Genomic DNA, 13,100 nt, shown 5'->3' on the forward strand with positions numbered 1-13,100 from the left:
CCTCGCCCACATGTTCACGAGATTGCAACACCTGTTCCCACCATGCGGATTATCACGGAATGCCCTCGACAAACCGGGGAGATCGCTGCCACCCTCCCGCCATGTCTCTCACCCCTCGTGTTCTGCGCCGCGTCCTCGCCGGCGCCACCGTCGCCCTGCTCGCGACCGCTGTCGGCTGCGCCCCGCAGCCCGAGGCCGACCCGTCCGCCAAGCCCTCCGGCTCGACCGGCTCTTCGTGCGCCGACGGCGAGCTCGCCACGAAGACCTCCGGCAAGCTGACGATCGCCACCGACCAGCCCGCCTACGAGCCGTGGTTCAAGAACGACGACCCGTCCGACGGCGAGGGCTTCGAGTCGGCCGTCGCGTACGCCGTGGCGAAGAAGCTGGGGTACGGCGAGGACGCCGTGGCCTGGGAGCGCGTTCCGTTCAACAAGGCCTTCGCACCGGGTGAGAAGACCTTCGACTTCGACATCAACCAGGTCTCCATCAGCGACGAACGCAAGAAGGCCGTGGACTTCTCGTCCGGCTACTACGACGTACGCCAGGCCGTCATCGCGCTGAAGGGCTCCCCGGCCTCGAAGGCTACGGGCGTCGCGGACCTCAAGCGCCTCAAGCTGGGCGCCCAGGTGGGCACGACGAGCCTCGACTACATCGAGGACGTCGTGAAGCCGAGCCGGGACACCGCCGTCTACGGCAAGAACGACCAGGCCAAGTCGGCGCTGAAGAATGGTCAGGTCGACGCGATCGTGGTCGACCTGCCGACCGCGTTCTACATCACCGCCACCGAGGTGACCGACGCCGAGATCGTCGGCCAGTTCGAGAACCGGGGCGGCGCCCCGGAGCAGTTCGGCCTGGTGCTGGACAAGGGCAGCGCGCTCACCTCCTGCGTGACGGACGCCGTGGACGCGCTTCGCAAGGACGGCACCCTGGCGAAGATCGAGCAGCGGTGGCTCTCCGACGCGGTCGACGCCCCGGTGCTCAAGTGACCGTCGTCAAGGACGAGTCCGGTCGTGGCGGCACGGACGACAAGGACGACGGGGGCGGCGCGGACGGCCCGTCCGGCGCGGCGGACCCGTACGTCCCGTCGCAGCGCCGGCTCGAACGCGAGCGGTACCGGCGTGCCCGGTCCCGCCGCGCCACGGCGATCGCCGCCCTCTCGACCCTGGTCACCGGGGCCGCCCTGTACCTGCTCGTCATCGGCGCGCCCGGCTGGCCGCGCACCAAGGAGACCTTCTTCAGCGGGGAGTACGCGCGCGAGGCGTTCCCCAAGGTCCTGGAGGGCCTCTGGCTGAACCTGCGGCTGCTGCTGGTCTGCGGCGCCGCCGTGCTGGTCCTCGGCATGCTCATCGCCGTGGCCCGCACGCTGCGCGGCCCGGTGTTCTTCCCGCTGCGGGTGCTGGCGGCCGCCTACACGGACTTCTTCCGCGGGCTGCCGCTGATCATCAACCTGATGATCGTGGTCCTGGGCGTCCCGGCGCTGCGGCTCCAGGGCGTCACGGTCGACCCGGTGCTCCTCGGCGGCACGGCGCTGACGCTGACGTACTCGGCGTACGTCGCCGAGGTGTTCCGCGCCGGCATCGAGTCGGTGCACCCCTCCCAGCGCGCCGCGGCCCGCTCCCTGGGCCTGTCGAACCGGCAGGCGCTGCGGTACGTGGTGCTGCCGCAGGCGGTGCGCCGCCAGGTGCCACCGCTGCTGAACGACCTGGTGTCCTTGCAGAAGGACACCGGTCTGGTGTCGATCGGCGGCGCGGTCGACGCGGTGCGCGCGGCGGACATCGTCGTGGGCCGCAGCCTCAACTACACGCCGTACATCGTGGCCGGGCTGGTGTTCGTCGCCCTGACCATTCCGATGACCCGCTTCACGGACTGGGTGACGGCCCGGATGGACCGTCGACGGGCGCAAGGAGGAACGACATGAGCGACGACGTTCCGGTGCTGCGGATGGAGTCCGTCCGCAAGACCTTCGGGGGCGCGGTCATCCTGCGGGACGTCGACCTGGAGGTCGCCCCGCACACGGTGACCGCGCTGATCGGCGCCTCCGGCTCCGGCAAGTCGACGCTGCTGCGGTGCGCCAACCTCCTGGAGGACATCGACGACGGCGCGATCTGGCTGGACGGAGAGGAGATCACCGACCCGCGCGCCGACCAGGACGCGGTACGGCGCCGGATCGGCGTGGTCTTCCAGGCGTACAACCTGTTCCCGCACATGACCGTGCTGGAGAACATCACACTCGCCCCGCGCCGGGTGCACGGCGTCCCCCGCGCCGAGGCCGAGGCACGGGCCCGGGAGCTGCTGGAACGGCTCGGGCTGGGCGTGAAGGCGGATGAGTACCCGGACCGGCTCAGCGGCGGCCAGCAGCAGCGTGTGGCGATCGCACGCGCCCTCGCCGTACGGCCCCGGCTGCTGCTGCTCGACGAGATCACCGCGGCCCTCGACCCGGAGCTGGTCGGCGAGGTGCTGAACGTCGTGCGCGACCTCAAGGCCGACGGCATGACCATGGTGCTGGCGACGCACGAGATGGGCTTCGCCCGCGAGGTCGCCGACCAGGTCTGTTTCCTGGACTCGGGCGTGGTGCTGGAGCGCGGCACCGCCGAGCGGGTCTTCGGTGACCCGCAGAAGGACCGGACGCAGCGCTTCCTGCGGCGGATCGTGGAGGCGGGCCGCCTGTGAGGGTCCGCGACAGCGCCCTGGGGCGGCGGGCGTGCTCCTCGTCATCGCCCTACACGGCCCCCGCCGCGTCCAGGAGGCGCACCAGGTCCTTCCTCCCGTAGCCGAGGAGGGCCGCGCGATGGGCGGCCATCAGCATCAGATGCGCGACGATCTGCGCCCCGTAACCGTCCTTGTCGTCGCCCAGCCATTCGCCGGGGTCCTCCACACCGAGGCTGTTCATCACCAGCCCGTGCGCGCGGCGGATCTCCATCACGGTGTCGGAAACGGCCTCCAGCAGGGTCCGCCCCGGCCGCTCGCACTTGAGGGCAAAGCCTCCCCAGTCGACCGGTTCGCAGCCGCTCGGCGGGTGCAGCCGCAGGCCCTCGTAGCGCTCGTGGCCGAAGGCGCCGTCGCCGAACTCGTCGTGCACCAGGGCGAAGCGGTGGAAGCCGGGGGCTTGGGTGTCGTGTGCGGTGGGCGTGCCGTCGTCGTCGCGCTGGAACTCAAGGCTCATCTGACCCCCCGTGGTCGTCGGCGGCGGGGAACGCCGAACGCTCCCCGTCACACGAACCAACGGACCGCGGCCCACCCGCGTGCCCGCCGACCCCATTGTCATCCGATCGTGTGAGCCCGCCGCCCGTCCTTGACGATGCGACCGAGTCCGGGCTCGACCTGCACGGGACAGCACGTTTTCTGCACTCTTCTGTGCCCGCTGTCCCGGCCGGCCCGACGACTCAGAGGCCCAGGTAGTCCGGCAGCCGGGGTCGGGCGACGGCTCCGGGGACGTCGCACGACGGGCGCAGTTCCTTGTAGGTCTTGGCCTCGTCGTACGTGAAGTCGGCGCCGCTGCTGTACGCCACGGCCAGAGCGACGCACGCGGCCTCGCTCCCGGTGTCGACCGTCCCCGGGTCCAGCTGGTCGGCGCCGTTCACGGCGGCTTCCTGGCAGTTGGCGAGGGCGCCGTGGTCGTCGGACTGCTCACCGCTCGCGGCCGTCCTGTCGAGCGCCACGACGGCGTCCGCGCAGTCACGCGGCATCTGGGTGTGCTCGAAGGCGATCCCCTCGATCAGCTCGTCGACCGCCGCGTCCGCGGCCTTGTCGTGGGTGCCGTAGGTGTAGACGAGGTACTTGCTGTACGGCAGCCACCACACGCGATGGCTCTTCTTGCGCGAGCCGTCGTAGTCGGGCAGGACATCGGTGCCGAAGGTCCAGCTCTTGGCCTTCCTGCCGCCGATGCCGGTCAGGGGGCGGTCCTTCACCGAGATCACGGACTCGTCCGCGGACGTGACGCCGTCCTCGCTCTCGGTCGACCACATGGCGCCGGAGTCCGCTTGTCCTTCACGTATCTGATCGGCGGTCAGGGCGGGGGCGTACAGGATGCGCACCCCGGTCTCCGGGTCGCCGTGCAGGTCGAAGTAGGCGCTCGTCGCGACGGCCGTCTCTTCTTCGTCGGTGGTGGTGTCCCAGCCCGCGCCGGAGTCCGTGTCCGCGTCGCTCGCCCGCACCGTCAGCTCCGAGTCGGCGGGAACGGTGACCCGCAGGCCGCCGAACAGGGCCAACGGTTCCGGCTTCTCCTCCACGGCGGCCTCTTCGGCGACCGGCGATTCGTCCGCCGAGGGGGTGGCCGTGGACGGTGTCGGGGCCGCGACCGGCTGCCGCGGTGCGGCCGTGGTGGCGACGGCGGAGGGTCGGTCGGAAGCGCCGTCCTCCTCGTCACCGGCGGTCATGCCGGCCGCGATGCCCGCGGCGGCCGCGCCCAGGACCGCGGCGGTGGCCAGCGTGCAGACGACGACCCGGCGTCGCGCACGCCGACGCACCGGTGACGGGCCCGGGGCCACGGCAGAGGCGGGGGCAGGGGTGGGGGCAGGGGTGGGGGTGGGGGTGGGGGTGGGCGGCACGAGGGGAACCGGCGGAACAGGCCGCGCGGTGGCCTCCGTCCCGGCCTCCGCCGCGGGAGCGGCAGGAGCGGCAGGAGCGGCAGGAGCGGGCCGTACGGTGGTCTCCGTGCCGGTCGGCTCCGCGGACTCCTCTCCCGGTTCTCCGGTCGGTGCGTCCGTCGGTTCTTCCTTCGTCGCTTCCGTCGGGTTCGCCGGGTGGTCCGGCGTCTCCTCCTGGTCCGCCGGAAGGTCGGCGGGCAGGGGGACGGTCCACCTCGCGCCCTCCAGGGGCGCCGCGCCGTCGATGTCGGCGCCGTCCTCCTGCCCGATGGTCCGCTCCAGGGACCGCGTGTAGGAGACGGTCGGGAAGACCGCCGTGCCCGTCGGCCCGTACGCCGTCGCCGTCCGCTCCGCGAGTTCCGCCGCGCTCGGGCGCTGCTCCGGCTCCTTGCGCAGGGCCGCACGGACCAGTGGCAGCAGGGTGTCGGGGACGCCGGTGAGGGAGGGCTCGGCGCTCACGATGCGGTGGGTGATGCCCGTGGGGGTGCCGAAGGGATGGGTCGCGGCGGCGGCGTAGGCGACCAGCAGCCCCCAGGCGAAGATGTCGCAGGCCGGCAGGGTCGTCCCCGCGGTCAGCTGCTCGGGGGCCATCCAGCCCGGCGTGCCGGTCGTCACGGAGGTGGCGGTGATCGCGGTGGCGTCGAGGTGGTGGGCGATGCCGAAGTCCACGACACGGGGGCCGTCGGCCGCGAGGAGCACGTTCGTCGGCTTGAGGTCGCGATGGGCGACGCCGGCGCCGTGGATGCACGCCAGGGCGTGCGCGACGGCCGCCGCGAAGGTGAGCAGGTTGTCCGGGCCCATGGCGCCGCTGTCCCGGACGTGCTGGTGCAGGGTGTCGCCGCGGACGTAGGCGGTCGCCAGCCAGGGCAGCGGCGCGTCGGGGTCGGCGTCGATCAGCGGGACGAGGTAGGGGCCCGTGACCTTGCGGAGCATCGCGGTCTCGCGGCGGAACCGGGCCCGGTGCGCGGGGTCGGCGGCGAAGTCCTGGTGCAGGACCTTGACCGCGAGGGGGGTTCCGCCGTCGGGGTCGGGCGCGTAGTAGACCGCGCCCATGCCGCCGGTGCCGAGGTGCCGGGTCGGCCGGTAGGGGCCGATGTGCGCGGGGAGACTCACCGGCACCGTCCGCCCTCCGTGACACGGTGCGCGACCGCGGAAGGCGGGGCGGACGGTGTCCGCCCCCGAAGACCGCGCCGATGAGTCATGTGCCCCCCTGACGTCCCCCGCCCGTGGCCCCGATCGGGCCGACGCGGCGCAGCCGACGTAGGGGGGAACCCGGGTATGCCTGGACGAAGCCCCCCTCATCGGCGCAGCCACTTTAATACCGGACCGGTCGGGGGGATGACGAAGGGCCCTCGTCCACGACAGCCCCCAGGGCCGTCACGTCTGCCCGTGGGCCGTCACCCCTTCTGTTCCACCCGCACCCAGTCCACCTCCGCCTGCACTCCCCCGGCCGCGACGCGGTCCACGCTCGACTGGGGCAGGCCCCAGTAGGGGGTGGTGACCTGGTTCCAGCCGGCCGGGTAGGCGCCGCCGAGGGCCAGGTTGAGGATGACGTACTGGTTGTGGTCGTAGACCCACTGGCCGCGCGTCGACTCGACCTTGTTGCGGGTGGTCTCCTGGACCGGGCGGTCGTCGACGGAGAAGCGCATCGCCGTCGGGGTCCATTCGACGGCGTACGTGTGCCACTGGTCGGCGCGGCCGCCGTTCGGGTAGGTCTGGCGGGCGCCGATGTTGCCGTCGGCCGAGTAGCCGGGGCCGTGCAGGGCGGAGCTCGTCCAGTCGGCGTAGCCGATGTTCTCCATGATGTCGGTCTCGCCGGAGGCGGGCCAGGAGACGGACGGGTCGTCGACGTTGCTGCCGAGCAGCCAGAAGGCGGGCCAGAAGCCGTCGCCGACCGGGAGTTTCATCCGGGCGCTGACCCGGCCGTACGTGAAGTCGAACCTGGTGTTGGTGTCGACGCGGCCGGAGGTGAAGTCGTAGGTGCCGCCGCCCGCTCGGGTGCAGCCCTTGCAGTACTTGGACCTGAGGACCAGGCTGCCGTTCTCGGTGCGGATGTTGTCCGTGGAGTCGACGTACGCCTGTGACTCGCCGTTGACCGGGCCCATCTCCGTTCCGGTGCGTACGACCCGCCACTTGGAGCGGTCGAGGGCCGTGCCGGTGAAGTCGTCGAAGAACGTGGTGCGGTAGGTGCCCGACTGGTCGGCGGGGAGGGCCGGGTAGGCGGCGGAGGCGCTGCCGCCGGTGCCCCAGACCTGGAACTCGTAGAGGGAGTAGCCGAACTGGGCGGTGTAGGGGGCCGGGTTGTAGAAGGAGCGGCGTTCCGTGCCGAGCATCCGGACGTAGCGGCCGGTGGCCGGGGACGGGAGGGCCACGGTGTCGTGCAGGCCCGTCGCCTCGGACGGCGACTTGACGTTGGCGCGGCGGGTGGCGACGTCGGCGGCGGACGGCTGGTAGACCGTGCGCCAGGTGCGGTTGTCGTCGGAGACCTGGAGTCGGTAGTCGACGGCGTAGGCCGCCTCCCAGTACAGGTCCACGGAGGAGATCGTCGAGGTGGCGCCGAGGTCGACCGAGACCCAGCGGTCGGCGTTCCAGTCGCTCGACCAGCGGGTCGCGTCGCCCTTCAGATCGGCCGGCCAGCCGCCGTCCGTGAGGAACGCCGGTGAGTTCCCGGCGTGTTGGTAGAAGTTCGAGTAGGCCGGGTGGTTCAGGGCCAGGTTGGCGCGGGTCGTCGACGCGGGCGCGGGTTCGCCGCCGTACACCTTGAAGGCGTAGAGGGAGTAGCCGTACGGCGTGGCGCGTTCCAGGCCGCGCAGACGGACGTAGCGGCCGGTCGCCTCCTGGGGGTAGGTGTGCGCGGTGAGCGAGCCGCCGGTACCGGCGGTCTCTGTGTAGAAGGGGGTCCAGTCGGTGCCGTTCCTCGACACCTCCAGGACGTAGCGCTTTCCGTAGGCGGCCTCCCAGTCGAGGGTGACGCGGTCGATCCGGATCGTGGTGCCCAGGTCGAGGCGGATCCAGGCGTCGTCGGCGAAGTTGCTGGACCATCGGGTGCCGCCGTTGCCGTCGAAGGCGAGGCCCGGGGTGGTGCCGCCGTTCTCGCTGCCGGAGGCGGTGACGGCGGCCGGGTTCAGGGCGTAGGCCGCGGCGGCGCGGTCGGTGTCCCAGGCGGTCGCCGCAGCGGCGGGCTCGGCGGCGGCCGGTGTGACGAAGGCCGGGCCGGCGGACAGCAGTGCCAGCGCGGCGAGGGCCGTCATGAGGGTGCGCGGGGTGCGGGTCGTGCGGAGGGTGCGAGTCGTGCCGGGGGTGCGGGTCGTGCGGCGGGGCGTGGATGGCATGCGGCTCTCCTCGGTCGGATCTTCATGACATGTACCTGACATTTCTGTGGATGGTTCGTCGCGGGTGATCACTCCCGCGAGTGGTGCCTGGGTCCCGCGGTGGGCGCGGGCTCCCGCGCCCACGCCCACCGCAGGGGTTTCGGGCGGGCCTCAGGCGGCCCGGCTCGACCGGCCGCGGTGCGTGCGGACGATGTCCGCGTAGCGGTGGCCGGTGCCCTTGATCGTGCGTTCCTGGGTGCGGTAGTCGACGTGGACGAGGCCGAAGCGCTTGTCGTAGCCGTACGCCCACTCGAAGTTGTCCAGCAGCGACCAGGCGAAGTAGCCGGCCAGCGGGGCGCCCTTGCGGGCTGCGGACGCGCAGGCGGCGAGGTGCCGGATCAGGTAGTCCTGGCGCTCCGGGTCGTCGACGGTGCCGTCGGGGCGTACGACGTCGGGGAAGGACGAGCCGTTCTCCGTGACGTACAGCTTGCGCGGGGCGTACTCGTGGGTGAGGCGCAGCAGCAGCGTCTCGATGCCGCTCGCGTCGATCTCCCAGTCCATGCCGGTGCGCGGGACGTCGGGCTTGCGGACCGAGAGGGCCCGCGGGGCCGGTCCTTCGGGATCGTCGGCGACGGTGGCCGGGAAGTAGTAGTTCAGGCCGAGCCAGTCGAGCGGGGCCGCGATCGTCTCCATGTCACCCGGCTTCTCCGGGAGTTCGACGCCGTAGACCTCGCGCATGTCGGCCGGGAAGCCGCGGCCGTGCACCGGGTCCAGCCACCAGCGGTTGGTGTGGCCGTCCATGCGTCGGGCGGCGGCGAGGTCCTCGGGGCGGTCGCTCGCCGCGTGGACGGTGGAGAGGTTGTTGACGATGCCGACCTCGGCGTCCGAAGCGGCCGCACGGATCGCCTGGGCGGCGAGGCCGTGGCCGAGGAGGAGGTGGTAGGAGGCGCGGACGGCGGCCGTCAGGTCGGTGAGACCGGGGGCCATCTTGCCCTCCAGATGGCCGATCCAGGCCGAGCAGAGGGGCTCGTTGAGGGTGGTCCAGTGGGTGACGCGGTCACCGAGGCGTTCGGCGACGACCGAGGCGTACGCCGCGAAGTGCTCCGCCGTCTCGCGCTCGGGCCAGCCGCCGCGGTCCTGGAGCGCCTGCGGCAGGTCCCAGTGGTAGAGGGTGACGGAGGGCGTGATGCCCGCCTCCAGCAGTCCGTCGACCAACTCGTCGTAGAAGGCGAGGCCCTTGGGGTTGACCGGGCCGTCGCCGCCCGGCACGACGCGCGGCCAGGCGACGGACAGCCGGTAGGCGTTGGTGCCGAGCCGGCGCATCAGGCCGATGTCCTCGCGCCAGCGGTGGTAGTGGTCGCAGGCGACGTCGCCGTGGTCGTCGTTGTCGATCTTGCCGGGGGTGTGCGAGAAGGTGTCCCAGATCGACGGGGAACGGCCGTCCTCCGCCACGGCTCCCTCGATCTGGTACGCCGATGTGGCCGTGCCCCACAGGAAGTCGTGCGGGAGTGCGGCGAGGTCGATACGTTCGGACACTGAAGCCCTCTCAGGAATAGGGGGATTGGTCGGCGCTTCACCGGCGACCGCCCGGCCGGCGGCCGTACGACCGGCAGCCGTACGACCGGCGGCCTTCGCGGCGTCGGTCACTTGACCGCTCCGGCGGTGAGGCCGGCCACGAGATAGCGCTGGAGCAGCAGGAAGCCGGCCACCACGGGCACGCTGACGACCAGCGAGGCGGCCATGATCTGGTTCCAGTACACGTCGTTGAGCGTGGAGTAGCCCTGGAGGCCGACCGCGAGGGTGCGGGTGGTGTCGTTGGTCATCACCGACGCGAACAGCACCTCGCCCCAGGCGGTCATGAAGGCGTAGACGGCGACCGCGACGATGCCGGGGATCGCGGCCGGGACCACGACCCGGAACAGCGCGCCGAGCGGGCCGCAGCCGTCCACCAGGGCCGCCTCGTCGAGTTCGCGCGGCACCGAGTCGAAGTACCCGATCAGCATCCAGATCGAGAACGGGAGGGAGAAGGTGAGGTACGTGAGGATCAGGCCGCCGCGCGAGCCGAACAGGGCGATGCCGGTGGCGTTGCCGATGTTGACGTAGAGCAGGAACAGCGGCAGCAGGAAGAGGATGCCGGGGAACATCTGCGTCGACAGCACGGTCACCGTGAACACGCGCTTGCCGCGGAACTCGTAGCGGCTGACCGCATAAGCGGAGAACACCGCGATCGCCACCGAGCAGACCGTGGCCGCGCCCGCCACGATCAGCGAGTTCACGAAGTACCGGGCGAGCGGGACGGTCGACCAGATGTCGATGTAGGGGCGGACCGTCAGACCGCTCGGCACCCAGCGGAACTTGCCGCTGACGTCCGCGAGCGGCTTCAGCGAGCTGGAGATCATCACGTAGACCGGCACCAGCACGAACCCGGTGAGCAGGGTGAGGAAGACCCGCCGGGTCCATACGAACGAACTCGGCTGCGCCATGGGCGAGTCAGACACGGGGGGTCCTCCGTCCGCGGGACGTGACGGCGAGGTACACGCCGGTGACGAGGAGCAGGAAGAGCAGCAGCAGGACGGACATCGCCGAACCGGTGCCGAAGTTCCAGGTGACGAAGGAGGCCTGGTAGATGTGGACCGAGATGAGGTCCGCGGCCGCGGGGGCGGTCCTGCCGAACAGGACGTACGGCGTGTTGAAGTCGTTGAACGTCCACAGGAACAGCACCAGGACCAGCACCTGGTTGACCGCGCTCAGCGACGGCAGGGTGATGTGGCGGATCTGCTTCCAGACTCCGGCGCCGTCGAGGGCGGCCGCCTCGTACAGCTCCCGGGGGATGTTCTGGAGGCCGGCCATCACGATCAGGAAGGCGAACGGCCAGCCCTTCCACACGGACACGGTGAGCAGGGCGTAGAAGCTGTTGTCGCCGATCAGCCAGAAGGACGGCTCGTCGGTGAGGTGCAGCTGGTCGTGCAGGACGTGGTTCACCAGGCCGTTGTCGTGCTGGAACATGAACACCCAGGTGATGACGGCCGCGTAGACCGGCAGGGCGTACGGCACGAGGAACAGGGCGCGCAGCAGACCGCGGCCGCGGAAGGCGTCCTGCATGCAGATCGCCGCCGCCGTGCCGATCAGCCAGCACAGGCCGACGGACAGCAGCGTGAAGGCGACGGTGACCAGGAAGGAGTGGAGCAGGGCCTCGCCGACGGGTGCGTCGAAGTCCACCGACACCGAGTAGTTGTCCAGGCCGGCCCACGGCGCGGTGCTCCAGTCCCGGATGAAGAACTGGGTGAGCTCCTTGAAGCTCATCACGATGCCGATCACCATCGGCACCAGATGGACCAGGAGTTCGAGGATCAGCGCCGGCAGAAGCAGGAAGTACGGGAGTCCGGCGCGCCGGAGCCGCCCGGTGCGGCGGCGGGAGCCGCGCGCCGCACCGGGGGCGTCCTTGCGCACCGTCCGCCCCCCGGCCTCCGTGGAGACAGTGGTGGTCATGGTGCTCACTTACTTGGTCGGCATCTGCTGCTGGGCCTTCTCGAGCTTCGCCTTCACCGACTCGGCGGTGACCGCCCGTCCGGCGGCCGCGTCCGCGAACAGTTCCTTGACGGCCGTGCCGACGGCCGTCTCGAACTGGGACTCGTCGGCGACCTGCGGCAGCGCGGCGGCGCTCTTGGCGAGCGTGTCCTTCAGGACCGCGTTGGACGGGGTGTTGAAGGCGGTGTCCGCCTGCGCGGCGGCGACCGGCGGGATGGAGCTGTACGCGGTGTTGAGGAGCTTCTGCTCGGCGTCGCTCGTCATGAACTTCACGAACTCGGTGGCGCCGTCGAGGTTGTGGGTGTTCTTGAAGACCGCCATGTTGATGCCGGCGACCATGGAGTTGACGTTCGTGCCGGTGCCGGGGGTGCCGGACTGCACGGGCACCGGGGCGATGCCGTAGTCGGCCTCGTTCATGCCCTGGGACTTGAGGTTGGCGGACGCGGACTGCCACAGCAGCATCGCGTTCTTGCCCTTGGCGAAGTCGCTGACGGACTGGTTCTGCGCGTACTCGGCGTTGCCCGGCGCGATGATCTTGTCGGACGCCATCAGGCCGACGTACTGCTGGACCGCGCTGACCACGCCGTCGTTGGTGAAGTCGGGCTTGCCGTCGGCGGTGAAGAAGTCGGCACCGTGCTGCTTGGCGAAGACGAAGACGTGGTGGATGTTCTCGGACGGGTTCGAACCCTCGGCGCCCAGGCCCCACTTGCCGCCCTTGGACAGCTTCTTGCCGTCGGCGATCAGCTCGGCCCAGGTGGCCGGCGGGTTGGCGATGCCGGCGTCGGCGAACATCTTCTTGTTGTAGTAGAGCGCGTACGCCATCGAGTACAGCGGCACCGCGGCCGGGTCCTTGCCCTCGGCGCCGGTCGAGCCGAGCGCGGAGGCGACGAAGCGGTCCTTGCCGCCGATCGCGGCGAACTGCTTCGCGTCCCACGGCAGCAGCGCCCCGGTGGCCTGGAGCGAGGCGCTCCAGGTGTTGCCTATGTTGAGGACGTCGGGGCCCTGGCCGGAGGTGGTGGCGGTGAGGATCCGGTTCAGCAGGTCGGACCAGGGGACCACCTCCAGCTTGACCTTGATCCCGGTCTGCTTCTCGAACTTGTCGAGTTCGGGCTGGAGGACCTTCTTGTCGACCTCGATGCTGGCGCCCTGGTTGGAGGCCCAGTAGGTGAGCGTCTTCGGCGAGTCGTTCGACCCGCCGCCGGTCGCCGATCCGCCTCCGCAGGCCGTGGCGGCGAGAGCGAGTGACATGGTGACGGCGCCGACGGCCGCGGCTCGGATGCTGCGCATGGCTCCTGGTGTCCCTTTCCTGGAGTCGTGAACCCCGAGGCAGGCCGCGGAAGTGACACCCCGTTCGACTCCCGAAGCCCCTCATGGCTTAATTTACGACGTGAGTTAAACCTCGGAAGAAGAACGCGTCAAGACATCCGGCAGGGTCTCCCGGTGCGGCACCGGCCCGAACCACGGCGCCGGGCCGCTGTGCACAGCGGCCGCACAGGCTGTGACCTGCACGGGAACCGCCGCGGGGGTGTTGTGCAACGGTTGTGTTTCGACGGGTCCCGGGGCACCCCGGACAGCAGCCGGACCGGGGCGGGGGGGGGGCCCGCGGCACCGGGGCGGGGGCGGGGGCGCCCCGGCCCCCCCCCACGCACCCCACACCCCCCCACTGCGCCACTCC

10 protein-coding genes are annotated in these 13,100 nt (G+C 71.1%); 3 read left to right on the forward strand and 7 right to left on the reverse strand.

Translation table 11 applies throughout. From position 1 onward, the window contains the following. Positions 1 to 101: 101 nt before the first annotated feature. The 3 genes from ACZ60B_RS37640 to ACZ60B_RS37650 are packed head-to-tail and all read left to right on the forward strand — an operon-like array spanning position 102 to position 2,670. Positions 102 to 986 (forward strand): ABC transporter substrate-binding protein, encoded by an 885-nt coding sequence (locus tag ACZ60B_RS37640; RefSeq protein WP_469395338.1) that lies wholly within the window; start codon positions 102 to 104, stop codon positions 984 to 986. Beyond that, positions 983 to 1,918 carry an amino acid ABC transporter permease gene (locus ACZ60B_RS37645; protein WP_469395340.1) on the forward strand — a complete coding sequence of 312 codons (936 nt, stop codon included), beginning with the start codon at positions 983 to 985 and terminating at the stop codon, positions 1,916 to 1,918. Before ACZ60B_RS37640 ends, ACZ60B_RS37645 begins: the two co-directional genes overlap by 4 nt. Beyond that, entirely contained in the window at positions 1,915 to 2,670 is a 756-nt protein-coding gene (locus ACZ60B_RS37650) for an amino acid ABC transporter ATP-binding protein (RefSeq protein ID WP_469395342.1), read from the forward strand. The genes ACZ60B_RS37645 and ACZ60B_RS37650 overlap by 4 nt, the downstream gene beginning before the upstream one ends. 49 nt (positions 2,671 to 2,719) lie before the next feature. On the opposite strand, the gene ACZ60B_RS37655 is transcribed toward ACZ60B_RS37650, so the two are convergent. From ACZ60B_RS37655 to ACZ60B_RS37685, 7 genes are all read right to left on the reverse strand, one after another. Next, on the reverse strand, positions 2,720 to 3,163 hold the full coding sequence (locus tag ACZ60B_RS37655; protein ID WP_469395344.1) for an amidase: 444 nt from the start codon (positions 3,161 to 3,163) through the stop codon (positions 2,720 to 2,722). A 220-nt stretch (positions 3,164 to 3,383) separates the two neighbouring features. Then, positions 3,384 to 5,705 carry a serine/threonine-protein kinase gene (locus ACZ60B_RS37660; protein WP_469395346.1) on the reverse strand — a complete coding sequence of 774 codons (2,322 nt, stop codon included), beginning with the start codon at positions 5,703 to 5,705 and terminating at the stop codon, positions 3,384 to 3,386. A gap of 278 nt (positions 5,706 to 5,983) precedes the next feature. Further along, positions 5,984 to 7,837, reverse strand: a complete 1,854-nt coding sequence (locus tag ACZ60B_RS37665) for a discoidin domain-containing protein (RefSeq protein WP_469395358.1) — start codon at positions 7,835 to 7,837, stop codon at positions 5,984 to 5,986. Between the two features lie 231 nt (positions 7,838 to 8,068). Next, complete coding sequence (locus ACZ60B_RS37670) at positions 8,069 to 9,433, reverse strand: GH1 family beta-glucosidase (RefSeq protein WP_469395349.1); 1,365 nt, start codon at positions 9,431 to 9,433, stop codon at positions 8,069 to 8,071. Positions 9,434 to 9,540: 107 nt separating this feature from the next. Further along, positions 9,541 to 10,380: a carbohydrate ABC transporter permease gene (locus ACZ60B_RS37675; RefSeq protein WP_469395359.1), complete on the reverse strand. Its 840-nt coding sequence runs from the start codon at positions 10,378 to 10,380 to the stop codon at positions 9,541 to 9,543. A 7-nt stretch (positions 10,381 to 10,387) separates the two neighbouring features. Further along, positions 10,388 to 11,386, reverse strand: a complete 999-nt coding sequence (locus tag ACZ60B_RS37680; protein WP_469395351.1) for a carbohydrate ABC transporter permease — start codon at positions 11,384 to 11,386, stop codon at positions 10,388 to 10,390. Positions 11,387 to 11,395: 9 nt separating this feature from the next. After that, positions 11,396 to 12,712, reverse strand: a complete 1,317-nt coding sequence (locus tag ACZ60B_RS37685) for an ABC transporter substrate-binding protein (RefSeq protein WP_469395353.1) — start codon at positions 12,710 to 12,712, stop codon at positions 11,396 to 11,398. Positions 12,713 to 13,100 lie beyond the last annotated feature (388 nt).

The organism is Streptomyces sp. NPDC104096 (assembly GCF_055584385.1).

Coding starts and splice junctions, on each gene's coding strand:
- ACZ60B_RS37665 (WP_469395358.1), bottom strand. CDS start 7,837: ATGACGGCCCTCGCCGCGCTGGCACTGCTGTCCGCCGGCCCGGCCTTC.
- ACZ60B_RS37650 (WP_469395342.1), top strand. CDS start 1,915: ATGAGCGACGACGTTCCGGTGCTGCGGATGGAGTCCGTCCGCAAGACC.
- ACZ60B_RS37640 (WP_469395338.1), top strand. CDS start 102: ATGTCTCTCACCCCTCGTGTTCTGCGCCGCGTCCTCGCCGGCGCCACC.
- ACZ60B_RS37675 (WP_469395359.1), bottom strand. CDS start 10,380: ATGGCGCAGCCGAGTTCGTTCGTATGGACCCGGCGGGTCTTCCTCACC.
- ACZ60B_RS37655 (WP_469395344.1), bottom strand. CDS start 3,163: ATGAGCCTTGAGTTCCAGCGCGACGACGACGGCACGCCCACCGCACAC.
- ACZ60B_RS37680 (WP_469395351.1), bottom strand. CDS start 11,386: ATGACCACCACTGTCTCCACGGAGGCCGGGGGGCGGACGGTGCGCAAG.
- ACZ60B_RS37685 (WP_469395353.1), bottom strand. CDS start 12,712: ATGCGCAGCATCCGAGCCGCGGCCGTCGGCGCCGTCACCATGTCACTC.